The sequence below is a fragment of the Pseudomonas sp. RIT778 genome (genome assembly GCF_019718735.1).
Lineage (GTDB): Bacteria > Pseudomonadota > Gammaproteobacteria > Pseudomonadales > Pseudomonadaceae > Aquipseudomonas > Aquipseudomonas aphyarum.
Genome location: NZ_JAIHBA010000017.1, coordinates 73,708 through 99,755 on the forward strand (window position 1 = coordinate 73,708; position 26,048 = coordinate 99,755).

The following is a 26,048-nucleotide window of genomic DNA, read 5'->3' on the forward strand; positions in this document are numbered from 1 at the left end:
GGTTAACTCCATGCCCGCACCGGTTAATGCCCCCCTGACCCCAGCTGAAAATAAAGAGGGTCAAAAAGTTCAAGCGAAGGTATTTCAGCTGTCTTCAATTCCAAAAGTCATGGATAAGCTGGGCTGGACGGTAGCGGCTCGCGTCATGCGAAAATGGTTCGCGGGTGCGCCTTATGAGTTGTCAAAATCTGTTAAGCAGGGTGATGTTTCTGCGAGTACGCTGACTGCGGAAAAGCTTATAACGGACATACCTTTTGAATGGTTGTTTAGCGGGTCTGATCGTGTAAAGCCGAAAGTTGATGAGTATATCGCTGGGCTCTCGGTGACCTCAGAGTTTAACGGAAGTGTCGGTAGGGTAAAGGGTTCGTTTGATGAACTTTCGAAAGGACTGATTGTATTGATGACGCGTCTCCAGCGACTCGGTTTGTTGGATGTAAAATCCAAGAGGTTGAAAGGCGCATATTTGGATTTTAGTGATAAAACCGCCATGGAGCTGGAGGATATATCGCAATTCAATTTGATTAGGTTTGGTGCCTCCGATTGGGAAAAGGCTACGGATGCGTTAGATGATGTATACGGTGCTTTAGGGACTTTTGTTGTAAAAGTTGCAGCGACCAGGTTTCGTACAATCCAAAACGATCATGGATTTCCAGCGATCGAGATTGAACAGGTTGGACTTTACGTCCGAGATACCTACGATTTTCTCAATGCAGGAGACGATCAGTTGTTGGGTTACTGGTCACCTGAGGGGGTAATCCGACCTGGCCCCATAGACTACTTTACTGAGCCGGCGGTGATTGAGAAAGGTGGAGTCGATTATTATAAAGTGACAAATGGGCACTTTAATAAGTATCGGCAGTTACACGGAAAGGGTGGAGATATGATGATTTATACGACGGTTAAATTTTATGATGTGTCGTTTATGATCCATCTCGGGCCTATCGATTTTGATGAGTACCAAAGCCGCTCTAGGTCTAAGTGAGTATGAAAAAAATATCGTTTATGCCATTGCTGGTGTTGATTGCGTTGGGAGTTCCTCTGTGCGCTTGGTTTTACATCAAGCAGGGAGCTGCTGCTGCGGCGGAAGTTTATTCCACAACCTGGAATGAATCAAAAACTTGCTATATCAATTCATATGTTCCCAAGTATGCAGATTTTGGTGTGCCTGGAAAGTTTGTTAAGCTGTTTACGAGTGAAGCGTTTTTTAGAGTCTATAACGTTAAGGGCGAGTTGCTTAAGTCGTCTGAGTGGTTGCTGTGGCAAAGCGAATTTACAACAGATGAACGGTCGCAGTGGGTTAATGGTCACGCGATTTATCCAACTTCGACTGGCTATGAAGGTTGGAATATTTTGGAGTGTTCCCCGTCAGTGGACAGCTAAAAATAAACAAAAGAAGTTGTAGGTGATAGGCAAGTGTTTGATATGGCGCCAGAAGGCGTTTTTTGAGCGCTGCCGAGATTGCCGGGTTTGATGGCGAAGGGTTTACGCACCAGCAAGGCTGAAGAGAGTGAGAGCGGTGACCATGGATGTAATGGATTTTCAGAGTTATCTGGTGCTCGTCGCTGACAGTGATCTGTTTGGCTGCCTGGCCTTGTTGAGCTTGTTATTGCTCCTGACTGCCTCACATCGGGCGACTCGAAATTCACGTCTTCACCGCGCACTAACGCTCTCGGTTTTGGCTGCTGTTGTAGCTATCCATGGCCTTGGATCGTGGTACGGAAATCTGAGACCAGCATGAGCAACTACTACCGTATCGCCATGTGCCTGTTTGTCCATGCCTTCGGATGTGTGGCCTACGTGTTTTTGAATAATGCAGTAGTACATGCCTACAAGCATCTGAACGGTGGGTTCACCACCCGTGGGGTCGCCATCGGTATTGCCAGCTACGCGATGTTTTACATTTTTCTCGGTGTCAATTTTATTGCTGCGCTGATTCCAAGCCTCGTTGCCAAACTGGTGATTCTGAGCCTTATGGTGGGCTTCATCCTGCTTTGGATGCTCCCCGACAACCCATTGAGAGCCTTGTTTTATGGAGTGGCTCAAGGTTGCGTCACCTTGCTGGCAATCCTCGCTTCTCAAGTCATCGAATTGCGCTGGGTATCAAGAAACATCGCTGGACGCATCCAGCCGAACCAGCCTGAGAGTGCCATCCAATGATCAGGTCAGGCATCGAGCGTAATCCGCAGGACAGTTATTCCATGAGTTCCACTACCAGGCAGGTAACCCGTGTCCTTTAACCACTACTACCAAAGCGAGCTCACCGCACTGCGCCAACTGGGCCGCCGTTTCGCCGAGCGTAGTCCGGCGTTGGCGCCGTTCCTGGGGCAGGCCGGGCGGGATCCGGATGTGGAGCGGTTGCTGGAAGGCTTTGCGTTTCTGACCGGACGGCTGCGCCAGAAGCTCGATGATGAGTTGCCGGAGCTCAGCCATTCCCTGATGCAGCTGCTGTGGCCGAACTACATGCGCCCGCTGCCGGCGTTCAGCATTCTGCAGTTCGATCCGCTCAAGCGTTCCGGGCCGGCGCTGAAGGTCGAGCGTGATACGCCGATCGAGAGCGTGCCGATCGAAGACGTGCGTTGCCGATTCCGCACCTGCTACCCGACCGAAGTCATGGCGCTGGATCTGGCCGCGCTGAACTACTCGGTGAAGGGTGACGGCTCGCTGCTCAGCCTGCGCCTGGAGATGAGTGCCGACGGTCACCTCGGCGAGCTGGAATTGAGCAAGCTGCGCCTGCACTTTGCCGGCGAGCGCTACATCAGCCAGATGCTCTACCTGAGCCTGCTGCGCAACCTCGACGGCATCGAACTGATCCCGCTCGACGGCGCTGGCAAGCCTATCGATGGCGTGAGCGGCAAGCCGATGGCGTTCAAGATTCCGGGCGACCGCGTCAAGCCAGTGGGCTTTGCCGAAGAAGAAGCGTTGATCCCGTATCCGCTGAACACCTTCCGCGGCTATCGCTACCTGCAGGAATACTTCGCCTTCCAGGACAAATTCCTGTTCGTCGATGTCCACGGTCTGGACATCCTCAAGGCGCTGCCGGAAGACACCCTCAAGCAGATGCGCGGCCTGGAATTGCGCTTCGACATCCGCAAGAGCGGCATCATGCGCATGCGTCCGACGACGGATAACGTGAAGCTGTTCTGCACGCCGATCGTCAACCTGTTCAAGCACGACGCACTGCCGATCCGCCTCGACGGCAAACAGGACGAGTACCTGCTGCTGCCGGCTGAATACGATCTGGAAAACTGCGGCGTGTTCTCGGTGGAGACCGTGACCGGCTGGAAGCCCGGCGGCCTCGGCTATCAGGAGTACGTGCCGTTCGAATCCTTCGAGCACGACCCGAGTTTCGACGTACCCAACAGCCGTCCGCATTACAGCATCCGCCAGCGTTCGTCGCTGCTGCACGACGGCCTCGACACTTACCTGAGCTTCGGTATCCGCCACACCGAAGCCCACGAAACCCTGTCGATCGAGCTGGTCTGCACCAACCAGAACCTGCCGCGCAAACTCAAGCTCGGGCAGATCTGCATGGCCTGCGAAGAGACCCCGGAGTTCCTGAGTTTCCGCAACATCACCCCGGCCACTTCCAGTTTCGCGCCGCCGCTGAACCGTGACTTCCTGTGGAAGCTGATCAGCAACATGTCGCTTAACTATCTGTCGCTGGCCGACGTCAATGCACTGAAGGTGATTCTCGAAACCTACGACCTGCCGCGCTACTACGACCAGCACGCGGAGAAGGTCAGCAAACGGCTGCTGGGCGGCCTCAAGCACATCAAGCATCACCACGTGGACCGCTTGCACCGTGGTCTGCCGGTACGCGGTTTGCGCACCGAACTGACCATCGACCCGGAAGGGTATATCGGCGAAGGCGATCTGTTCGTCTTCGCCTCGGTTCTCAACGAGTTTTTCGCGCTTTACGCCAGTCTCAATTCATTCCACGAGCTGCGGGTAAAAAGCACACAGGGAGAGGTGTACCAATGGACACCACGTATGGGCCTGCAGCCCCTGCTTTAAGCGGGCTGACGAAGGTAATACGCGAGTACTCGCTGTTTCAGGCCGTGCTGCTGGTGATCGACCGGCTGCGCGATGCGCACCCGTACCTGAGCGAAGACGACCTGTACGACCAGCTGGAATTTCAGGCCAACCCGAGCCTCGGATTTCCGCGCAGCGATGTCGATCGTGTCGAGTTTTTCGAAGAGCACGGGCAGATGCGCGCGCGCCTGCGTTTCAACCTGATCGGCCTGGTCGGCTCGGGCTCGCCGCTGCCGGCGTTCTATGGCGAGCAAGCCCTGGGCGACAGCGAAGACGGCAACCCGACGCGCAATTTCCTCGACCTGTTCCACCATCGCCTGCAACGGCTGATGCTGCCGATCTGGCGCAAGTATCGCTATCGCGCGAGCTTCCAGAGTGGCGCAGTCGACCCGTTCTCGTCACAGCTGTTCGCCCTGATCGGCCTCGGCGGCGACGAGATCCGCAAGGCCAAGGAACTGAACTGGAAACGCCTGCTGCCGTACCTCGGCCTGCTCAGCCTGCGGGCGCACTCGGCGGCGCTGATCGAAGCGGTGCTGCGTTACTACTTCAAGCACGAAGACCTGGTCATCGAGCAGTGCATCGAGCGCCGCGTGGAAATCCTCGAAGAACAGCGCAACCGCCTCGGCTTCGCCAACAGCGTGCTGGGTGAAGACCTGGTGCTGGGCGAACACGTGCGCGACCGCAGCGGCAAGTTCCGCATTCACATCACCGAACTCGACTGGGAGCGATTCCACGAATTCCTGCCCATCGGTTTCGGTTACCAGCCGCTCTGCGCGCTGGTGCGGTTCACCTTGCGTGACCCGCTCGATTACGACATTCGCCTGGTGCTGCGTCCGGAAGAAATTCGCGAACTGCGCATTGGCGAGAAGAACGACTGTCGCCTGGGGTGGACCAGTTGGCTGGGCTGCGAAAAAGCAGACGGCGTGGTGACCCTGGGCAGCAAAATTCATTAAGGACGTGAGCCATGATCAATGTAGACCTGCAACAACTCATCCAGGCGCTGGACGCCGAAACCCGTCGCGATCTGGAGCGTTCGGCCGAGCGCTGCGTGGCCCGTGGCGGCAGCAAGATTCTGGTCGAAGACTTGCTGCTTGGTCTGCTGGAGCGCCCGAACGGTCTGCTCTCCCGCGCGCTGCAGGATGCCGACGTTGATGCCGGCGAACTGAGCGCCGCCCTGCAATCTCGGGTCGAGCACAGCGCTTCGCGCAACCCGGTGTTCGCCCCGGAACTGGTGCAGTGGCTGCAAGACGCGCTGCTGGTGGCCAACCTTGAACTGGGCCAGACCTCGGTCGAAGACGCGGCGCTGATCCTCGCGCTGCTGCGCAACCCGATGCGCTACGCCGGCAGCCGCTACCAGCCGTTGCTCGCCAAACTGAACATCGATCGCCTGAAAGAATTTGCCCTGTCGCAACAGCCTCAGGCAGCGGCCAACGGCAAACCGGCCGCCCAGGGCGAATCGCTGCTGGAGCGCTTCACTCACAACCTGACCCAACAGGCCCGCGACGGCAAACTCGACCCGGTGCTGTGCCGCGATGGCGCGATCCGCCAGATGGTCGACATCCTTGCCCGTCGTCGCAAGAACAACCCGATCGTGGTCGGTGAAGCCGGTGTCGGTAAAACCGCCATCGTCGAAGGCCTGGCCTCGCGCATCGCTGCCGGTGAAGTGCCGCAAGTGCTCAAGGGCGTCGAGCTGCTGTCGCTGGACATGGGCCTGTTGCAGGCCGGCGCCAGCGTCAAAGGTGAATTCGAGCGTCGTCTGAAAGGTGTGATCGACGAGGTCAAAGCCTCGCCGAAGCCGATCATCCTGTTCATCGATGAAGCCCACACACTGATCGGCGCGGGCGGCAATGCCGGCGGTTCCGACGCGGCCAACCTGCTGAAACCGGCACTGGCTCGCGGCGAGTTGCGCACCATCGCCGCGACCACCTGGGCCGAGTACAAGAAATACTTCGAGAAAGATCCGGCGCTGGCCCGTCGTTTCCAGCCGGTTCAACTGCACGAACCGACCGTGAGCGAAGCGGTGACCATCCTGCGTGGTCTGGCGCAGGTCTACGAGAAGAGCCACGGCATCTACCTGCGCGATGACGCGGTGGTTTCGGCAGCCGAGCTGTCCGCCCGTTACCTGGCCGGCCGCCAACTGCCGGACAAGGCCGTCGATGTGCTCGACACCGCGTGCGCCCGCGTTCGTATCAGCCTCGCCGCTGCCCCGGAAAGCCTGGAGCGCCTGCGTGGCGAACTGGCCGAAGGTGGCCGTCAGCGTCAGGCCCTGCGCCGCGATGCCGAAGCCGGTCTACTGATCGACCACGAAGCGCTGGACGCACTGGAAGCGCGCCTGGACGAAGCCGAAGCGGAAATGGTCGCACTGGAAACCCTGTGGACCGAGCAGAAACAACTGGCCGAGCGCCTGCTGGAACTGCGTCAGCAACTGGCCAAGGCCCGTGAAGCCGCTGCGGTCGAGCCGGTGGTCACCGTTGAGGAAGACGCCGAAGGCACCGTGATCGAAACCCACGCCGCCGACGTCGACGAAGCCCTCAGCGTCGAAGCGCTGGAAGCGCAACTCAACGAAACCCACAGCGCCCTGACCGCTGCTCAGGTCAAAGAGCGTCTGGTCAGCTTCGAAGTCTGCCCACGTCTGGTGGCTGAAGTGATCAGCGCCTGGACCGGCGTGCCGCTGGCGCAACTGGCCCGCGAACACAACGCCAAAGTCGCGAGCTTCGCCACCGACCTGCGCACCCGCATTCGTGGTCAGGAACAAGCCGTCCACGCACTGGATCGCTCGATGCGCGCCACCGCTGCCGGCCTGAACAAGCCTGACGCACCGGTCGGCGTGTTCCTGCTGGTCGGCCCGAGCGGCGTCGGCAAGACCGAAACCGCATTGGCACTCGCCGACCTGCTGTACGGCGGCGACCGTTTCATCACCACCATCAACATGTCCGAGTTCCAGGAGAAGCACACCGTTTCCCGCCTGATCGGTGCACCGCCAGGTTACGTCGGTTACGGCGAGGGCGGCATGCTCACCGAAGCCGTGCGCCAGAAGCCGTATTCGGTGGTATTGCTCGATGAAGTCGAGAAGGCCGACCCGGACGTGCTCAACCTGTTCTACCAAATCTTCGACAAAGGCGTGGCCAACGACGGCGAAGGGCGCGAGATCGACTTCCGCAATACGCTGATCCTGATGACCTCGAACCTGGGCAGCGACAAGATCAGCGACCTCTGCGAAGACGGCGCGCGTCCGACCGCCGAAGTACTGGAAGAAACCATTCGCCCGGTGCTCAGCAAACACTTCAAACCGGCGCTGCTGGCGCGGATGAAAGTGGTGCCGTACTACCCGGTCGGCGGCCCGGTGCTGCGCGAGCTTATCGAGATCAAACTCGGTCGTCTGGGCGAGCGTCTGAACCGTCGCCAGCTGGACTTCAGCTGGTGCCAGAACCTTGTCGATCACCTGTCCGAGCGCTGCACCCAGAGCGAAAGCGGTGCACGTCTGATCGACCACTTGCTCGATCAGCACGTGCTGCCGCTGGTAGCCGACCGCCTGCTCGACGCCATGGCCACCGGTGAAAGCCTCAAGCGCGTGCATGCGACGCTCGACGGTGAAGCCAGCGTGACCTGCGAGTTCGCCTGAGGTGAGTGTGATGTTCACTCAAGTGCCGCAGCCACTGCTCTATGCCGAAGCCTTGCTGGCGCAGTTCGCCAGCCTGTCGCGCGCGGCGGACGGTGCTGCGCTGCTGGGTGACTTCGTGCGCGGTCTGGCCGGGCTGAGCAGTTGCGAACTGACGCAGCTGTACTTGCTGGACGCCACGCACACGTCGCTGGGGATGAATGCCGAATGCCTCGACGGCGTGCTGCAACCGCGCAGCGCGGCGAGCCTGCCGGCGGATTACAACGGCGAGCAACTGTTGCAGTTCGCCCTGTGCCAGAACCGCGTGGTGTGCTTCGATGACCTGGGCGGCAGCCTGCACGAAACCAGTTTTCTGCCGGTGTCGTCCACGCCGTGGCAGTCGCTGTTGTGCGTGCCGCTGGTCAATCAGCAGAAGGCTGTCGAAGGCCTGTTGCTGTGCGCCAGCCGTCGCCACATCAACCTGCAAGGCTTCGCCGATTCCCTCGGCCAGCTCGGCTCGTTCGTGCTTGGTCAGCTGCATCTGCTGCAACGTCTGCGCCAGCCAGTAGATGCGGCCGCACCGGTCGTGCGCAGTCTGCCGAGTGCCAGCGGCTACGGGCTGATCGGCAAGAGCGCGGCGATGCGCCAGACCTACTCGCTGATCAGCAAAGTCCTGCACAGCCCGTACACCGTGCTGTTGCGTGGCGAGACCGGCACCGGCAAGGAAGTGGTCGCGCGGGCGATCCACGATTGCGGCCCGCGCCGGTCACAGGCGTTCATCGTGCAGAACTGCGCGGCGTTTCCGGAAAACCTGCTGGAAAGCGAGCTGTTCGGCTACCGCAAAGGTGCTTTCACCGGTGCCGATCGTGACCGCGCCGGGCTGTTCGACGCGGCCAACGGCGGCACTCTGTTGCTCGATGAAATCGGCGACATGCCGCTGTCGCTGCAAGCCAAGTTGCTGCGCGTGTTGCAGGAAGGCGAGATCCGTCCGCTGGGTTCCAACGATACCCACAAGATCGACGTGCGCATCATCGCCGCGACGCACCGCGACCTGTCGGTGCTGGTCAGCGAAGGCAAATTCCGTGAGGACCTGTACTACCGCCTCGCGCAATTCCCGATCGAATTGCCGGCCCTGCGTCAACGCGAAGGCGACATCCTCGACCTGGCCAAACACTTCGCCGACAAGGCCTGCGCATTCCTGCAACGCGATCCGGTGCGCTGGTCGGACGCGGCGCTGGAACACCTGTCCGGTTACACCTTCCCCGGCAACGTGCGTGAACTCAAAGGTCTGGTCGAACGGGCGGTGCTGTTGTGCGAGGGCGGCGAGTTGCTGGCCGAGCATTTCTCACTGCGCCTGGAATCGGCGCCGGCGCCGGAAGACCACTGCGGCCTCAATCTGCGCGAACGACTGGAAGCGGTCGAACGCAATCTGCTGCTCGATTGCCTGCGCAAGAACGACGGCAACCAGACGCTCGCCGCCCGGGAACTGGGCTTGCCGCGACGCACGCTGCTGTACCGGCTCGGCCGCTTGAACATCAATCTGGGTGATTTCGATGGGTAGGCGAAAGTCCGTCGGATTCACCTCGAAAACCTATTTCAGCGCCGCCCGTGAGGGTCGGCGCTTTGTGCTTTGTCTACACCTGGAGACCCTCTGATGTCTGTTCGTCACTGGCACGCTGTCCTGCTGACCCTCGTCGTTCTATGCGGCCTCGGCGGCTGCAGCGGCAATTACAAATTCAACGATAACGATTACCGCCCGTTGGGTGATCCGCAGGCGGTCAATCGCGGCAAGTGACCGCAAGGAGCATCAAACATGGAATTGGTTTTCGAAATGCTGAACACCAAGCAGTTCGTGCCCACCGAGCTGTGCCAGCGGACCTTCAAACAGGCCGGTGGCGTGATCGGGCGGGGCGAGGACTGCGACTGGATCATCCCGGACCGCAAGCGTCACTTGTCCAATCACCACGCGATTGTCAGCTATCGCGAGGGCACGTTTTTCCTGACCGACACCAGCAGCAACGGTGTTCAGGACGGCGACAGCGGCGCGCGCCTGCACAAGGGCGAACCGGTGCGCATCGAGCACGGCAGCACCTACGTGCTGGGCGACTTCGAGATTCGCGCGCGCCTGGTGCGCGACCCGGCGACGTTCGACGGTGAAGTCGGCCTGCCACGCGCCGCCGGCACCATCATTCCGGACGACGCGTTCCTCGACCTCGACCCGCTGAAGTCGCTGGAGCAGCAAGAGCGCGTGTACTCGGAATTCGAGGAAATGCTCGCGCCGGTTACCGATCCTGAAGACTCCCGTCAGCGCGCCGACTACGCGCGCATCGACATGGAAAGCCTGATGGTGCCGGAGCTGATCGTCGAGCCCAAGCCAGAACCTGCACCGGCACCGAAAGAGGTCGAGCGTCAGAGCGAAACCTTCTGGGACAAATTCGGCGCGGCCCTCGGCGTGAACGTGAAGAACCTCAGCCACGACGAGCGTGAAGCCCTCGCGCTGAACGCTGCACGTCTGCTGCGCCAGAGCATCGGCGGTCTGCAACAGAGCCTGCGCACCCGTTCCGAGCTGAAAAACGAACTGCGTCTGGCCCAGACCACCGTGCAAGGCACCAACAAGAATCCGCTGAAATTCGCCGTCGACCCGAGCGAAGCACTGGACATCCTGTTACAGCCGAACAAGCCGGGCCACTTGCCGGCCGAACAGGCGATCTCCCGTGCGTTCCGCGACTTGCAGGCGCATCAGGTGGCGCTGCTGACCGCCAGCCGCGCGGCGGTGCGCGGCACTCTGGAGCACTTCTCGCCGGAGCAACTGACCCTGCGTTTCGAGCGTGACAACAAGCCGTTGCTGGCCACCGCCGGCGGCCGCTGGAGAGCGTTCAACCGTTACCACCATGCGCTGCGTCAGGACGACGACTGGAGCGAGCGCCTGTTGGCCCGCGACTTCGCCCAGGCCTACGAAGAACAGATCCGCCTGATCTCCACCCTCCACACCGACCACCAAGGATAATGCGCATGTCTCGCCGCTCGACCGCTTTTTTCAAGACGCTGACCGCGCTCACCCTGTTGGTGCTGCTCGCCGGTTGCTCGTCGCTGTCGCCGTATTCGAAAGTGACCAAGATCAACCTGAAGCTGACCGGCAGCGATCAGCTGAACCCGGACCTCAACGGTCGTCCGTCGCCGATCGTGGTGCGCCTGTTCGAACTCAAGCATCCGGTGACCTTCGAGAATGCTGATTTCTTCAGTCTCTACGAACGCGCCAAGGAATCCCTCAACCCGGATCTGGTGGCCAGCGAAGAACTCGAACTGCGCCCGGGTGAAACCGTGGAGCTGAAACTCAGCGTGGAGGAGGGCAGCCGCTTCATCGGCATCCTCGCCGCGTACCGCGACCTGCCGGAAACCAAGTGGCGCCACACATTCCCGATCACGCCGCTGGAAGTCACCGAAGCTGATCTGACCCTGGATCAGGCCGGTATCCGCAAGACCAACGAAGTGCTCGCCAAGGCGGATGACTGATCATGAATACCCATAAAGTCATCTGGCAGGAAGGCATGCTGCTGCGTCCGCAGCACTTCCAGCACAACGACCGCTACTACGATCACCAGATGAAGACCCGCACCCAGTTGCTGGGCGGTTACACCTGGGGTTTTCTGAACCTTGAGATCGACTTGCAGTTCCTCAACATGGGCAAACTGGTGATCAGTGAAGCCTCGGGGATCCTGCCGGACGGCAGCCTGTTCGAACTCGGCGGCAACACCGAACCGCTGGCGCTGGACGTGCCGCCGAACACCGGCAACATGCCGATCTACCTGGCGCTGCCACTGGTCACCGGTAACCACATCGAGTCCCGTCGCCCGGAGCAGTCCGACGTGCTGGCGCGCTACACCGCGTATGACGCCGAAGTCGCCGACTCCAACGCCGGTGACGATTCCGCCAGCCAGGTCAGCTGCGGTCGGCCGGACTTCAAGCTGTTGCTCGGCGAGCAGCAGAGTGACCAGGCTTACGTGAAGCTGAAGATCTGCGACGTGCTCGACACCACGCCGGACGGCGTGATCAGCCTCGATCCGGATTTCGTGCCGACCTACATTCAGGCCCACGCCTCCAGCTACCTGCTGTCGTGCCTGAAAGAAGTGATCAGCATGCTCGGTCACCGGGGCGACACCATTGCCGAGCGCATTCGTTCGAACGGCAAGGTCGGTGGCGCGGAAATCGGCGACTTCATGATGCTGCAACTGATCAACCGCACCGAACTGCTGCTGCGCCACTACCTGGGCCTGGAGCAGGTTCACCCGGAAGAGTTGTATCGCACGCTGCTGACCATGCTCGGCGATCTGGCGACGTTCTCCAGCGACAGCAAACGCCCGCGTCTGGACAGCCGTTACTCCCACGCCGACCAGGGTGCGAGCTTTCGCAAACTGATGGAGTCGATCCGTCAGGTGCTGTCGATGGTACTGGAACAGCACGCCATCGAACTGATCCTGCAAGCGCGTCAGTACGGGATCATCGTGTCGCCGTTGCACGACCACAAACTGCTGGGCTCGGCGTCGTTCGTGCTGGCAGCCAGTGCCAACTGCGACTCCGAAGAACTGCGCAACCGCTTGCCTGCGCACCTCAAGGTCGGCCCGGTGGAGCGCATCCGCCAACTGGTCAACCTGCACCTGCCGGGGATCAAGGTCAAACCGTTGCCGGTGGCCCCGCGGCAGATCGCGTTCCACTCGAACAAAACCTATTTCATCCTCGAACTCAGTTCCGAAGACCTGGCACAACTCGAGCGCTCCGGCGGCTTCGCGTTCCACGTGTCCGGCGAATTCGCCGAGCTTGAACTGAAATTCTGGGCCATCAGGAACTGACCGACATGATCAAGGACATGGAACACAACCAGGACGACAAAACCGTCCTGCTCGACCGTCAGGGCCATGGCCCGGCGGCGAGTCCGCTGACCGACTTCGCTGCGCCACCGCGCTTCGAACAACTGGAAGAACGGATGATCTACGCCGCGCGCCTGCGCCCGGCGGAAGCCTTCAACATCAGCCTCAATTCGCTGGTGGCGGCGTCGTCCGAACTGCTGTCGGAAGTGGTGCGCCTCAAGCACAGCGAAACCCGCGAAGATCTCTACGCGCTCAACGAGCGCCTGACCGCCGGGCTCAAGCTGTTTGAAGTGCGCGCCCTGCACAACGGCGCCGAAAGCAGCCAGGTGATGGCCGCCCGTTACGTGCTCTGCACCGTGGTCGACGAAGCTGTCGTGACCACGCCGTGGGGCAACGAAAGCGAGTGGTCACAGATGAGCCTGCTCAGCAGCTTCCACAACGAAACCTTCGGTGGCGAGAAGTTCTTCCAGCTGCTCGATCGGCTGTCGAAAAACCCGGTCAAGCACCTGCCGATGCTGGAGCTGATGTACCTGTGCCTGTCCCTCGGTTTCGAGGGCAAGTACCGCGTGCAGGCGCGCGGCATGCTGGAACTCGAAGGCATCCGCGACGCCCTGTACCGGCAGATCCGTCAGTTGCGTGGCGACGTGCCGCGCGAATTGTCGCCGCAATGGGAAGGCCTCAACGATCAGCGCCGCAACCTGGTGCGCATCGTGCCGGCGTGGATGGTGGTGCTGTTCACCTTCGTCTGCCTGGTGATGATGTATTCGGGCTTCGCCTGGGTCTTGGGCGAGCAGCGCGACACCGTTCTGCAACCTTATCAGCCGCTTGATCCGGCCGCGGTCCAGCCGCAGTCGCAGCCGTAAACAGGGACGTGTGATGAAAAAGTTTTTCAAGAAAGTCGGCGCCTTCCTGCGCCAGACCTGGGTCTGGACCCTGCTGCTGGTGCTGTTCGTGGCGCTGCTGGTGTGGTTCGTCGGCCCGCTGTTGGCGGTGGATGACTACAAGTTCTGGGAAAGCGCGACTTCGCGCCTGTTGACCATCAGCGTGCTGTTCCTGATCTGGGGCCTGACCATGGTCTTCGTCAGCTGGCGCGCCGGGATCCGCAAGAAAGCCGTCGAAGAAACCGAAGACGGCCAGGACCGTATCCGTCGTGACGAACTGATCGAAGAAGAGCAGAAAGAGTTGAAGGAGCGTTTCAAGGACGCCCTGAAAACCCTCAAGACTTCGAGCCTGTATCGCGGGCGCAGCGAGCGCTGGCGCAGTGACCTGCCGTGGTACTTGCTGATCGGCCCGCAGGCCAGCGGCAAGACCAGTCTGCTGGACTTCTCCGGGCTGGAATTCCCGATCAACAAGATCGACCGCAAGCTGACCCGCGACACCCACGGCACCCGTCATTGCGACTGGTACTTCGCCGACCACGGTGTGCTGATCGACACCGCCGGCCGCTACCTGACCCAACCGGATTCGGAAGTCGACGGCAGCGCCTGGACCACTCTGCTGGAACTGCTGCGCAAGCGTCGTCGTGGTCGTCCGCTGAACGGCGTGCTGGTGACCATTCCGGTGGAAACCCTGACCAGTGGCAGCGAGCAGGACATCGACACGCTGGCTCGCCAGGTGCGCGCGCGTCTGCAAGACGTCTATCAGAAGCTGCACGTCGACGTGCCGGTGTATCTGGTGCTGAGCAAGGCAGACAAGCTGCTGGGCTTCGACGAGTTCTTCGACCAACTGACCCGCGAAGAAAGCGATCAGGTGCTGGGTACCAGTTTCCGCAAGGATCAGCTTGGCACCGACGTGGCTGTGCTGCGCGGCGAGTTCGAAGAGCTGCTGCGTCGCCTCAACAGCCAGGTGATCATGCGTATGCACTCCGAGCGCGATACCCAGCGCCGTGGCCGCATCCTCGACTTCCCGCACCAGATGGGCCAGATCGGCGAGCGCCTGTGCCTGTTCGTCGACATGGCGTTCACCGGCAACCGCTACCAGCGTGCGACGCTATTGCGTGGTTTCTACCTGACCAGCGCCCCGCACCTGACCCACGAAATGGATTCGACCACCGCCGGCATCGGCGCGAGTCTGGGCATGAGCGCCGGCGTGTTGCCGACACTGCGCAGCGGTCGTTCGCGTTTCATCCACCATTTGCTCAGCCGGGTGATTTTCCCGGAGTCCGACCTCGCCGGTCTGGACAAGCGCGAGCGCAGCCGCATCCATTGGGGCCAGCGTGCGTTGTACGTTGGTGCACTGGGCGCGCTGGCGTTATTCGGCATGCTCTGGGCCGGTGGTTTCTCGGCCAACTGGGAGCGTCTGGAAAACCTGCGCAATCTGGCGCAGAACTGGACTCAGCAGCGCACTGCACTGTCGCCGCGTGATGACGCCATGGGCACGCTGAAAACCCTCGACACCAGCTACGCCGCGACTCAGGTGTTCCCGAAGAAAAGCGACGCTGCGTATCACGAACGCGTCGGTCTGTATCAAGGCCAGGACGTCAATCCGGTGGTCAAGGAGGCTTACGAGCGCGAGCTTGAAAAGCAGCTGCTGCCGCGCGTTGCAACCATGCTCGAAGGCCAGATCCGCGCCAACATGAAGGACCGCGAAAAGCTGATCAACAGCCTGCGCGCGTACCTGATGCTGAACATGAAGGATCGTCGTGACGCGGCATGGCTCAAGGATTGGGTCGCTACCGACTGGTCGCAGCGCTACACCGGCAACACCGCGGTGCAGAACGGTTTGAATGCGCATCTGGAGCGTCTGCTGAAGCTGCCGTTTATCTATCCGCTCAACGAGCAACTGGTGACTCAGGCGCGTCAGGTTCTGCGCAGTGAATCGCTGGCAAACGTGGTTTATCGCATGCTCCGCGAGCAGGCGCGCAACCTGCCGGACTATCGTTTCAGCCAACACCTCGGCCCGCAGGGCTCGCTGTTCATCGGCACCGAGTACGTGATCCCGGGCTTCTACACCCAGACCGGTTATCAGCAGTATTTCTCGGTACAAGGCGCGTCGCTGGTCACCGACATCCTGCGTGACAACTGGGTGCTGGGCGAAGGCGCCGGCATCAGCGACATGGACTTGCGTCGCCTGATGGTCGAGCTGGAGCAACTGTACTTCCGCGACTACGCCAATTACTGGAGCGAGGCCGTTGGCCAGGTGGCATTGCCGCCGATCAGTGATGCCGGTGAAGGCGCCGAGCAACTGGCGGGCCTGACCTCGGCCAACTCGCCGGTGCTGGCGTTGCTGACCGAAGTGCGTGAGAACACCCGCTTCCCGGCGGCTCCCGAGCCGGTGGATGAAGCCGGTGACGCCGCCGATGCTTTGGCGGGGCAGAAGGGCAAACTGGGCAAGGTCGGCAAACTCGCTTCCGCTGTCGCGGACAAGGCTTCGGCCATGAACGTGGCGAAGAACCTGCCGGACACCGCCAAGAAGTCCCTGCAGCGTCGCTTCGAACCGCTGCATAAACTGCTCGACGACAACAACGGCCCGGCCGCTGACCTGACCCCGGCCTTCACCGCGCTCAACGACCTGCAACTGCAACTGGCGGGCCTTGCCCGTTCCAGCACGCCGGAGCAGGCCGCGTTCGAACTGGCCAAGACCCGCATGAGCGGCCAGCGTGATGCGCTGACCAACCTGCGCAATGCGTCCGGTCGCCTGCCGCGTCCGCTGAGCGTGTGGTTCAACGTGCTGGCCGAAGACTCGTGGCGCCTGGTGCTCAACGATGCCTACCAATACCTGAACGGCCGTTATCAGAACGAGCTGTACAGCGTGTATGGCAAAACCATCAGCAAGCGCTATCCGTTCAGCGCGTCGAGCACCAGCGACGTGGCGATCAGCGATTTCCGCGAGTTCTTCCGGGCTCAAGGCACCATCGACCGCTTCTTCGACAACTACATGCGTCCGTTCGTCAGCGGTGATCCGGGCAACTACCGGATGCGCAGCATCGACGGTCGCAGCCTGCCGGTGTCCAAGGTCTTCCTCGACCAGATGGCGGCGGCACTGAACATTCGCCAGAGCTTCTTCTCGATCAACCCGGCCGAGCCGACCGTGCAGTTCAAGCTGGAGCCGTACACCCTCGATCCGGCGGTCAGCCGTTCCGAGTTCAAGTTCGGCGACAAGACCATGGAGTACCGCCACGGTCCGATACTGCCCATGAGCTTCAAGTGGCCGACCGATGCTGAAGACGGTCGCACCAGCCTGGTCATGGACAAGATGGCCGGGCGCCCGATCGGTATCGAGAAGAACTCCGGCCCGTGGTCGCTGTTCCGTCTGTTCGACCTGATGCAGACCGAGTACCTGACCGGTCGCGACGTGCTGGTGCTGAAAGCCGATGTGGGTGGCCTGCGCGCCAACTACCTGCTGACCAGCCAGCGCACGCCGAACCCATTCGACATGGGCGTGATGCGCACCTTCCGTATGCCGGTGCAGCTCTGATGCTGGTGGCCAGTCCCTGGCGCAGCGCGGCGCGAACCGACCCGGGCAAGGTGCGGTCGCGCAACGAAGATGCCTTCCTCGACACCCCGCAGCATGGGCTGTGGGTGGTCGCGGACGGCATGGGCGGTCATCAGGGTGGCGATATCGCCAGCCAGTTGATCGTCGCCAGCCTGGCTGAACTGCCGCAACACGAGGACTTCGACGAACGCCTCAAAGCCATCCGCCAGTGCCTGCACTGGCTGAACCGGCGCCTGGGGCAGGAGTTGACCGTCACCGCCGGGCGTCACGACAGCATCATGGGCAGCACCGTCGTGGCGTTGCTGGTGGACGGTAATCGCGCGGCCTGCATCTGGGCCGGCGACAGCCGTTGCTATATGTGGCGCGGGCAGCGGTTGTATCAGCTGTCGAAGGATCATTCGCTGCAGCAGCAACTGATCGACGAGCAGCAGATGAGCGTCGAACAGGCAGCGGCGCACCCGGCAGCCCAGGCCTTGACCCGGGCGGTGGGCGCGGCGGAACAACTGACCCTGGATGTGCTGGAACTCGAGGTGTATCCGGGCGATGTGTTCCTGCTGTGCAGCGATGGTTTGTATCAAGGCCTGAGCAGCGATGCCCTCGGTAACGCCCTCAGCCTGGCGGCGCCGCATGTGGCGCTGGAACGTCTGTTCGACGGCGCCCTGCGTGGCGCCGCTCGCGACAACCTGACGGCCGTGGTGATCCGCCAATGACTGAAATCGAATCCTCAGTCGATGACTTGCTGATGAGCGAAGAGCAGGCCAACAACCTGACTTACTTCGCCTTCGCCAAGCAACATAACGCCGAACCCGCGCTGGCGCCGACCAAGGCCAGCGTCGGCGAACTGCCGGATGTTCTGGCAGGCCGTTACCACCTTGAGCGTCTGCTCGGGGCCGGTGGCATGGGTGCGGTTTACCGGGCCCGGGATCTGCTGCACGAACAGTTCGGCGATCCCGATCCTTACATTGCGCTGAAAATCCTCAGCGAAGAATTTGCCGAGTCGCCGGACGCCAGTGCCTTGCTCTACAGCGAGTTCGCCCTGACCCGACGCCTGCGCCACGACAACGTGCTGCGACCGCACACGTTCGAAGTGGACACCGATTGCCAGCGGGCCTTCATCACCATGGAGCTCATGCGTGGCCTGACCCTGGACAAACTGCTCTGCGAACGGCCGCTGGGCCTGCCGTGGAAAGAACTGCGCGACATCGCGCTGCCGCTGCTCGACGCGCTGGCCTACGCCCACCGTCGCGGCGTGCTGCACGGTGACATGAAGCCGAGCAACGTCATGCTCAGCGAAGACGGCGTGCGCCTCTTTGACTTCGGTCTCGGGCAAGCCGAGGAGGGCATCCTGCCCGGCCTGCCGCACCTGAGCCGTGAGCGTTTCAACGCCTGGACCCCGGGCTACGCCGCCCCCGAACTGCTTGAGGGCCAACCGCTGTCGGCCAGTGCGGACGTGTACGGCGTGGCCTGCGTGATCTATGAACTGGCGGGCGGCAAACACCCGTTCCGCCGCTTGCCCTCGACCCAGGCCCGTGACGAACACCTGGATCGCGAACTGCAAGCCCCGGCAAATCTGCCAACACACTGCTGGCCCGCGCTGCGCACCGCGCTGGCCTTTGACGCGGCAGAGCGCACTATCTCTGCCGACCAATTGCGTGACGCCTTGGGCGCCACTTCGTCCTGGTTGCAGCGTTTGCGACTGCGGGCGTAACGGATGACATTCGAACAGGGAGCACTTTATGTTCAACCCAGCTAACGAAACGCACTTCAGCCTGACCGTTGAAGACTACGTGGGCGACCTGCAAGTGCTGTCGTTCACCGGCACCGAAGGCATCAGCCAGCCGTTCCGTTTCGACCTGGAACTGGTCAGCGAAAACCCGGATCTGGACCTGGAAAAACTCCTGCACAAACAGGCATTCCTCGCCCTCGATCCGCAGGGCTCGGGCATCCACGGCCAGATCTACCGCGTCGCCCAGGGCGATGCCGGCAAGCGCCTGACCCGCTACAAAGTCTCGTTGGTGCCGCAACTGCAATACCTGCATCACCGCACCAACCAGCGCATCTACCAGCAGATGTCGGCGCCGAAAATCATCGCGCTGATCCTCGACGAGCACGGCATCAAGGGCAACGCCTACAGCTTTCAGCTCAGCCAGCCGTGCCCGGATCGCGACTACTGCGTGCAGTACGACGAAACCGATCTGCACTTCGTCCAGCGTCTGTGCGAAGAGGAAGGCATTCACTACCACTTCCAGCACAGCAAGAAGGGCCACCTGCTGGTGTTCGGCGATGACCAGACCGTGTTCCCGAACCTCGGCCAGCCGACCGCGTACGTGCAGGGCAGCGGCATGGTCGCCGAAGAGCCGGTGATCAAAGGCTTCAGGCTGCGTCTGGAAACCCGCACCAGCCGCACCACCCGCCGTGATTACGACTTCGAAAAACCGCGCCTGCAAATGGAAGCAGCGTACAAACCCGATGGCGAGAGCACTGAACCGGATCTCGAAGACTACGACTATCCCGGCCGCTTCATCGACCGCGCGCGCGGCAAGTTCCTCAGCCAGCGCGCCCTCGAACGTCACCGTGCCGACTACCGTCAGGCCGAAGGTCGCGGCGACCAGACCCGACTGGTCAGCGGCCACTTCATGGAAATGTCCGACCACCCGCGCAGCGAGTGGAACGACCTGTGGCTGCTCACCGAAATCTTCCACGAAGGCAAACAGCCGCAAGTCCTCGAAGAATCGGTGACCAGCGACACCACCGACAACAAGGACGACTTCCACCAGGGCTACCGCAACACCTTCCTCGCCACCCCGTGGGACGTGTTCTACCGCCCGGCCCTCGAACACCCGAAACCCCGCGTGCTCGGCAGCCAGACCGCCATGGTCACCGGCCCCAAAGGCGAAGAAATCCACTGCGACCAATACGGCCGCATCAAAGTGCAATTCCACTGGGACCGCGAAGGCCTGGCCGACGACAAAACCAGCTGCTGGCTGCGCGTCTCCAGCTCCTGGGCCGGCGACCGCTACGGCGCTATCTCCATCCCGCGCATCGGCATGGAAGTCCTTGTCACCTTCCTCGAAGGCGACCCCGACCAGCCACTGGTCACCGGCTGCCTGTACCACAAGGAAAATCCGGTGCCGTACGCCCTGCCGGCGAACAAAACCCGCAGCGTCTTCAAAACCCTCAGTTCCCCGGGCGGCGGTGGCTACAACGAACTGCGCATCGAAGACAAAAAAGGCGCCGAACAAATCTTCATCCACGCCCAGCGCGACTGGGATGAAAACGTTGAGCACGACCAGAAAATCCGCGTCGGCAATGAACGCCATGACACCGTGGTGAAGAACACCTACACCGAGCTGAAGGCCGAAGAACACCGCACCACCATCAGCGACCGCAAGATCGAAGCACGGATGGACGACCACCTGACCATTGGTGAGAACCAGCATGTGAAGCTCGGGACTGCGCAACTGACCAGTGCCGGGAAAGAGATTCATATCAAGGCTGGGGACAAGATTGTCATTGAGGCGGGGACTGAGCTGACGATTCTCGGCGGCGGCAGTTTCATCAAGCTCGATGGCGGTGGTGTGACGGTGGTTGGGCCGGTGGTGAAGATTAATGCTGGCGGTTTGGCTGGGTCGGGGACCGGGATCGGGATCAAACCGCCGGTGCTGCCGGGGGCGGCGGATAAGGATAAGGCGGGGAGTTTGATGGATCAGGCGTTGTTGAATGCGCCGCCTGAGAAGGTTAAACCGAAGGCTTTTTTTGTGTTTTCTGAGTGATCGACATGAATGGTTTTTTGAAGAAAAGGCACGGCTTCGCGGTAGCGGCTTTCACCGCCTCGCTGCTGAGCCTGTTTCATGGCAGCGCTTATGCGGATGAGTGTCCGTCTGAGGACTTTTCCCAGTTCCTGCCGGCGTTCTCTGCGAATGCTGAAACTCAGCAGCGGTTGACTGCGATGACGGTGAAATCACTGGTTTTGAAACCGGTGGGAGAACATGGTGTTTTTGAGCCGCAAACGACGGGAGTCAAGAGCTCCAATTTGCTGTTTCCGCTATTGGCGCCTGTCGGCACAGATAAGACTGACGGCGTAGAGGTCGAAGCGATTGACGAAAGTCATTTCAACGTTGTGGACAAGCGAGCAGGTAACAGCCACATCAAGATCTTCAACTTTTCTCGCCAAGCGTGTTGGGTGCTTGAGGGTGTTGAAGATTGGTCGATCAGAGAGAAAGATCTCGTAGAGGCGAGCAATGCCCACATGAGCGAGGCAGAGAACTTTTGCTTCCAGCGTGCAGAAGCCTTCAGAGGCCTGGGGGGGCTAGAGCAGTACCGACTCACAGGTGAGTTATTTGAAGCTTCTTTGGAAAACTACCTATGCGCAGCAGCTTCCGGTGACCCTCAGGCTAGTTTGAATGCTGCAAGTTTGAGCCTTTCTGGCATGGCCCCGCAGCTAGAAACTAATAAAGTTGAACAGCTATTCAAGGCAGCAGCGACCACTTTGCCTGAGGGTGCGATGAGCCTTTCGTTGTTTTACTGCGATGGAAACAATGTTTCCTCTGATGCTCCATGCCAGCATCCAGCAGAGGCTGAAGAAGCGTTGACGCAGGCGGCCCGTATGGGAGACGCCTTTGCAACAAATGCACTCGGTCGAGCCTTTGAAACTGGAGAATTGGTTACTAAGGACATGTCCAGGGCGATTGCCTGCTACCAACTCGCTGCTCAAAAAGGCAGCAAAGGGTCTATCGCACATTTGGAACGTCTGAGTAAGCAGCCTGCTGGAATTGCTAAAGCCAGCTATTGCTATTGATTATTGCAGGAAGCAGAAATGACAGAACCACTGGATTTATCTGGAAATTACACCAGCGCGAATTATAGCTATAAGGAGGGCGGGGATGGTTACGCCGTAGAGAATGGTAAAAAAGTTGTCGACTGTTCTCATATGGTTAACTTGTTGCTGACGGGGGCGGGCTACGAAGTTCCTTACCAGAATACCGCTGGGCTTAATAGCCAGGAAGCGCTCAAATATTACGATGTAATAAGCCCGGCTAATGTGAAGCGGGGAGATATCGTACTCTGGATTAATGCCACGTCAAATCATCAAAATAAGACGTTGAATCATACAGGTATTGTAGAAAGTTATGACAGTACGCTGGATTCTGAGTTTGGAGAATTCTTCGGAGCACAAAGTTCTGGGCCAGCCACTGCCAAATTCGGTGCCCTTGGGAAGGCTTGGTATTGGCCAGTCCCTACAAAATTCTTAAGGGTTAAAGAGTCGACTCGGACGGGGGGGGGAGCTCCAGCTCCAGCTCCCGCACCCGCAGCTGCAGCACCATTGATGAGTTTTCAATATCCATTCAGAAAACCAGATGGTAAGCAGTTCACTGGAGCAGATGAAGTATACAAAGCCCTTGTAAACGAAACTTCTGGTCACTTCTTGCTTGGCAGTAATAAATTCTGGCATGGCGGAATTCATATCAGCAGTGCAAGTGCTCCGCAATGCGTATTAGATGAGCCAATACGCTGCATTGCAGATGGTGAGGTGGTTGCTTATCGGCTTAATAAAGACTATCTGGAGTCAATATTTGACGCCGGCGGTGATAACAAAAAACTAAAATATTCAAACTCATTTTGTTTGGTTCGGCACGAATATAAGTCCGCACCTAATCCAGAGGAAGGTGCAAATAAGAATAAGCAAAACAAGCTAGTATTTTTTAGTCTGTATATGCATCTTTTGCCTTTCGATCGTTATCCTTTGCCGTCTGCGGATGTACCCAAGCCCAAAGTAACGATGATGGTTGGTGATTTTAATGCATACGAGGAGCTTCCTGTATCCAGCAGTATAGTTTCTTTAGGTAAGTTGGCTAAAGGTTCCAAGCTGGAAATTTTAGATCAAAAGCCTATTGCTGATACCGATCGTATATATGCTAAAGGCAAGATCATTTCTGGTGATGTGAAACTAGGTTCTCAGAAAACAAAAGAGGTAGGCGGTGAGGTTTGGTTTGCTTATTTGAAGGGCGGTGAGCCTTATAAAAATAACGCTGGCGATAGAATTTGGACTGCTGATAAGGTGCCGGAACGGGAGCGCCCTAATTATTGGCAGGGGAAAGTGAAGGGGACAGTTGTTAATAAACTTCCTCTTTATGAGGCCCCCCTAGATGCAAGCAATGGAAAACCGGCAGGCGCTCCGCACGGCACTATGCAGTTGATTATGAATAGTGTCGTGGAATTCGACAGTCAGAAGGTACTTAATTTAGTACTAGGCACGTCAGTGAAGCGAATGGCTGAATGTACTTTGATAAGTGGCGATCTGGTTGCTGCTGGAAATATACCGCCTAAATTTTGGGCGTGTGTCGAAAATACGCCGGAAAACAATGTGTTGAAGTGGAATGTAACTGAGCCGGCGGCTGTTGATTCTGTTTTAAATGTTGGTGTCGGAATTAAGGCAGGAGATCCGGTAGGGTATCTAGGCCAAATAGAAAATATTACTGAGGCAGGAGATGTCAGCGAGAAATTTCAGGTTCATGTAGAGGTTTTTACTGCTGATGCAAGTGTTGAAGATTTTTTAAAAAATACTGCTGGTTTGAAAACTGGGAAGAAGTATTTGTCCGTGGTAAAAGGTACCTCCCTTAGGCTAAAACCACCAGCGGCGGGAGACGTGATTCTCAAGGAGTCGCACGCTATCGATTTAAGCAAGATAGCAATTTATAAGGACTCGCAAGAGTGGTACGAGGTTAATGTCAAAGACGAAGGTCAAAGCGTGGCTGGATTGATAAAAAAAGCCGGCGCGCCGTTAATCTCGCAGCATGATTGGGAGAAGCTCGGTTTTCAAGTAGTTGAAGAGTCGAACGCCACTGCTGATGGTTTTCTCGATCCGAACGATATGCCCATTTTCTTCAAGAAATTGTTTGATAAGATCGATAAGGACAATAATAAAGAAATAGATGCTTCAGAGTTGGCTGATGCGTTGAAGGATACTGATACGCGCTCCCAATGGTCAAAGCTTGTCGCCAGGCACCCAACTGAGTGGAAAGATAAGGCTAATCAACCAAAATGGAGTCGGCTGGATGACATTTTGGCTCATTCGCCAAAACTAAAAGCCCATGAGAAAGAGAGGATCGATAACTTTATCTTCTGGGAGGAGCTATCTGGAAAGGCTTCACCTGAAACCAGTCTGGTTTGGCATTTTCATCCTATAGAGTTTGTCTCAGGGTTTACCTCCTCTGTTTCGGAGCTAATTTCTTTCGATCAAATGAAGAAAATGTTTCCGGACTCTTCTGAGGAAAAGCGTGAAGAGGTTAGGGGGTTATTTAATAAGTATGCTGATCGTTTTGAAATCAACACTGCACCGAAAATGGCACAATTTTTTGCCCAAGTTAAAACTGAGGTTGGTAGTGCGTTGGTAGGAAAAGTGGAAGATCTTTGGTATTCCGCTGAAGCTCTCAGATCTAAGTTTGGAAGATATTTTAATACCTATCCTGCCGAAGCAGAATTGTATGGGTATAAACGTATTACGATGGCGCAGTATAATGCGTTAAGTCCCGCGGCGAAAAGTGCCTATACGATTCGAAAGAATAAGGCTTATTCTCAGTTTCCCAATGAAGATGAGATAGCAAAGCGTATCTATTGCTGCAACTCGGCTCAAGGTGCATTTGTGTTGACTGCGGGTGGCTGCGAAGAAGGTAAAAAATATAAAGGTAAAGGATTTATACAGCTAACATGGAAGTCGAACTATCAGGCGGTAGAAGACCGCTTAAAACAAAAAATTCCTGAAGAAACCATTGAAATGGTTTCTAATCCAGATCAATTGCTGGATACGAAAATAGGGCTCTTATCGGCTATGGGATTTTGGGATGTGAATAATATAAATAATCTAGTCGCACCGGACACGGATTCCACTAATAAAATTACGGAAGTTGTTAACAAGCATACTGACAGCTATGGGGAGCGCAGAACTAATTTTACCGCTATCTATCAGGAGCTTAATAAGTGATTAGTTCAAAAAAGGTTTTTGGGCTACAGATTTTTTTGTTTGCAACTTTTGCTAGTCAGTTCTCGTGGGCAGATCCGAGCGAAGTTATTCCTTCTCCAGAAAGAGTAAAAAAAGAGCTTGCTATAAATTTGATTCCCGGAATGGGGGCTCAAAAGCTTATAGTTGAAAGGAATGATAATGCATCACTTCCCGATAGATTAGTTTTGCTTGCTGATGTGTCGGGGGGAAGAAAAGTTATCTTTAGCGCAAGCTCCGCATTGGCTAAAATTAACAATGCTTATTCACCTAATAGTTTTGATGGCTTTGAAGTGTCGGTTCTTCAAGGTGTTGATAAAACTATAAGTGTTGTGGACTCTCAGGCGGAAACTTATACGTTTAATTCAGACTCACACGTTGTAGGAGATGTTGTGAGCTTGATTACCAAAAAAGAAGATGAGGTCATACATAATTTTAACGTTCAGTTTCAATATGATGCCGCTCGTAAAATCGTTGCGGTTAGTCAGCTTGTGTATACAGTTAATAATGACTCTTGTGATCGGTCTCTTAAGAGTGCCTATGTTTTACCTGTAAATGACTTGATTTCTAAATCTCTCGAGAGTTTTGATGGGGCTGGTGCATTTGAGTATCTTCAGAAGTTAAATTTTGAAATTCAAGAAGGTCGAATTAAGCGGCAGAAGCTCATGTCGTCATTTGTAGTGTCGACAGCTGATCAAGCACTAGCGGCATTTAAAGGGAATGACAAAAACAAACTAATCAAATCTATGGGGAGTCTTGTGGCCGATGGGGGCGATAGCGAATCGTGCGCGCCTGAGAGTTATATAGCTGAGGCTTACTACTACCCTGATAAAGTTAGTTGGTCTAACGATCTTGGTTTTTTGTTTGCTGAGGCTGGGTACTATGCGGAATCTGTTGAGCTGCTAAAAAAAGTCATTTCTGAAAATCCAGAAAGAACGGTCGCCTACTTAAATATAGCGGATGCTTACTGGGCTCTAAGTCGAAAGGAATTAGCGGCGGAGAGCTACAAGAAATATAGTTCTATGATGCAGCAGTCAGGTAAGGTTGCGAAAATTCCAAAGAGAGTTGTGGAACGATCTGGCTCTTGACTATCTGGTGCAGTCGCTTAATAAGATCAAAAAAA

The 26,048-nt window shown here is 57.8% G+C and carries 19 protein-coding genes; all 19 read left to right on the plus strand.

The window, feature by feature from the left end; translation table 11 throughout:
• Positions 1 to 10: 10 nt before the first annotated feature.
• The 19 genes from K5E37_RS13100 (at position 11) to K5E37_RS29585 (ending at position 26,013) form a co-directional block, all read left to right on the plus strand.
• Positions 11 to 982 carry a DUF6402 family protein gene (locus K5E37_RS13100; RefSeq protein WP_221534024.1) on the plus strand — a complete coding sequence of 324 codons (972 nt, stop codon included), beginning with the start codon at positions 11 to 13 and terminating at the stop codon, positions 980 to 982.
• Positions 983 to 1,002: 20 nt separating this feature from the next.
• The gene (locus K5E37_RS13105; protein ID WP_256579547.1) at positions 1,003 to 1,380 is read left to right on the plus strand and encodes a hypothetical protein; all 378 of its coding nucleotides are present in this window, start codon (positions 1,003 to 1,005) and stop codon (positions 1,378 to 1,380) included.
• A 354-nt stretch (positions 1,381 to 1,734) separates the two neighbouring features.
• Positions 1,735 to 2,157 carry a hypothetical protein gene (locus K5E37_RS13110; RefSeq protein WP_085606169.1) on the plus strand — a complete coding sequence of 141 codons (423 nt, stop codon included), beginning with the start codon at positions 1,735 to 1,737 and terminating at the stop codon, positions 2,155 to 2,157.
• Positions 2,158 to 2,226: 69 nt separating this feature from the next.
• Positions 2,227 to 4,014, plus strand: a complete 1,788-nt coding sequence (tssF, locus tag K5E37_RS13115) for a type VI secretion system baseplate subunit TssF (RefSeq protein WP_085685957.1) — start codon at positions 2,227 to 2,229, stop codon at positions 4,012 to 4,014.
• The gene (gene tssG, locus K5E37_RS13120; RefSeq protein WP_007954381.1) at positions 3,978 to 4,985 is read left to right on the plus strand and encodes a type VI secretion system baseplate subunit TssG; all 1,008 of its coding nucleotides are present in this window, start codon (positions 3,978 to 3,980) and stop codon (positions 4,983 to 4,985) included. The genes tssF and tssG overlap by 37 nt, the downstream gene beginning before the upstream one ends.
• An 11-nt stretch (positions 4,986 to 4,996) precedes the next feature.
• Positions 4,997 to 7,654 (plus strand): type VI secretion system ATPase TssH, encoded by a 2,658-nt coding sequence (gene tssH / locus K5E37_RS13125; protein WP_007954382.1) that lies wholly within the window; start codon positions 4,997 to 4,999, stop codon positions 7,652 to 7,654.
• Positions 7,655 to 7,664: 10 nt separating this feature from the next.
• Positions 7,665 to 9,191 carry a sigma-54-dependent Fis family transcriptional regulator gene (locus tag K5E37_RS13130; protein WP_221534026.1) on the plus strand — a complete coding sequence of 509 codons (1,527 nt, stop codon included), beginning with the start codon at positions 7,665 to 7,667 and terminating at the stop codon, positions 9,189 to 9,191.
• A 93-nt stretch (positions 9,192 to 9,284) separates the two neighbouring features.
• Complete coding sequence (locus K5E37_RS13135) at positions 9,285 to 9,425, plus strand: hypothetical protein (RefSeq protein WP_003229566.1); 141 nt, start codon at positions 9,285 to 9,287, stop codon at positions 9,423 to 9,425.
• Between the two features lie 18 nt (positions 9,426 to 9,443).
• A complete protein-coding gene (gene tagH / locus K5E37_RS13140; protein ID WP_221534028.1) occupies positions 9,444 to 10,637 on the plus strand; it encodes a type VI secretion system-associated FHA domain protein TagH in 1,194 nt (397 codons plus the stop codon).
• A gap of 5 nt (positions 10,638 to 10,642) precedes the next feature.
• Complete coding sequence (gene tssJ / locus K5E37_RS13145; RefSeq protein WP_011336587.1) at positions 10,643 to 11,143, plus strand: type VI secretion system lipoprotein TssJ; 501 nt, start codon at positions 10,643 to 10,645, stop codon at positions 11,141 to 11,143.
• Positions 11,144 to 11,145: 2 nt separating this feature from the next.
• Complete coding sequence (gene tssK / locus K5E37_RS13150) at positions 11,146 to 12,477, plus strand: type VI secretion system baseplate subunit TssK (RefSeq protein WP_085606163.1); 1,332 nt, start codon at positions 11,146 to 11,148, stop codon at positions 12,475 to 12,477.
• A gap of 5 nt (positions 12,478 to 12,482) precedes the next feature.
• Positions 12,483 to 13,358 carry a type IVB secretion system protein IcmH/DotU gene (icmH, locus tag K5E37_RS13155; protein WP_007954389.1) on the plus strand — a complete coding sequence of 292 codons (876 nt, stop codon included), beginning with the start codon at positions 12,483 to 12,485 and terminating at the stop codon, positions 13,356 to 13,358.
• Positions 13,359 to 13,371: 13 nt separating this feature from the next.
• Entirely contained in the window at positions 13,372 to 16,911 is a 3,540-nt protein-coding gene (gene tssM, locus K5E37_RS13160) for a type VI secretion system membrane subunit TssM (protein ID WP_221534030.1), read from the plus strand.
• On the plus strand, positions 16,911 to 17,639 hold the full coding sequence (locus K5E37_RS13165; RefSeq protein ID WP_011336583.1) for a PP2C family serine/threonine-protein phosphatase: 729 nt from the start codon (positions 16,911 to 16,913) through the stop codon (positions 17,637 to 17,639). The genes tssM and K5E37_RS13165 overlap by 1 nt, the downstream gene beginning before the upstream one ends.
• Positions 17,636 to 18,637, plus strand: a complete 1,002-nt coding sequence (locus K5E37_RS13170; RefSeq protein ID WP_221534032.1) for a serine/threonine-protein kinase — start codon at positions 17,636 to 17,638, stop codon at positions 18,635 to 18,637. The genes K5E37_RS13165 and K5E37_RS13170 overlap by 4 nt, the downstream gene beginning before the upstream one ends.
• 28 nt (positions 18,638 to 18,665) lie before the next feature.
• On the plus strand, positions 18,666 to 20,702 hold the full coding sequence (locus tag K5E37_RS13175; protein ID WP_221534034.1) for a type VI secretion system tip protein VgrG: 2,037 nt from the start codon (positions 18,666 to 18,668) through the stop codon (positions 20,700 to 20,702).
• A gap of 5 nt (positions 20,703 to 20,707) precedes the next feature.
• On the plus strand, positions 20,708 to 21,727 hold the full coding sequence (locus K5E37_RS13180; RefSeq protein WP_221534036.1) for a tetratricopeptide repeat protein: 1,020 nt from the start codon (positions 20,708 to 20,710) through the stop codon (positions 21,725 to 21,727).
• A gap of 18 nt (positions 21,728 to 21,745) precedes the next feature.
• Positions 21,746 to 24,910 carry a hypothetical protein gene (locus K5E37_RS29415; protein ID WP_260404180.1) on the plus strand — a complete coding sequence of 1,055 codons (3,165 nt, stop codon included), beginning with the start codon at positions 21,746 to 21,748 and terminating at the stop codon, positions 24,908 to 24,910.
• On the plus strand, positions 24,907 to 26,013 hold the full coding sequence (locus K5E37_RS29585) for a M48 family metallopeptidase (RefSeq protein WP_221534038.1): 1,107 nt from the start codon (positions 24,907 to 24,909) through the stop codon (positions 26,011 to 26,013). The genes K5E37_RS29415 and K5E37_RS29585 overlap by 4 nt, the downstream gene beginning before the upstream one ends.
• The last annotated feature ends 35 nt before the right edge of the window (positions 26,014 to 26,048 follow it).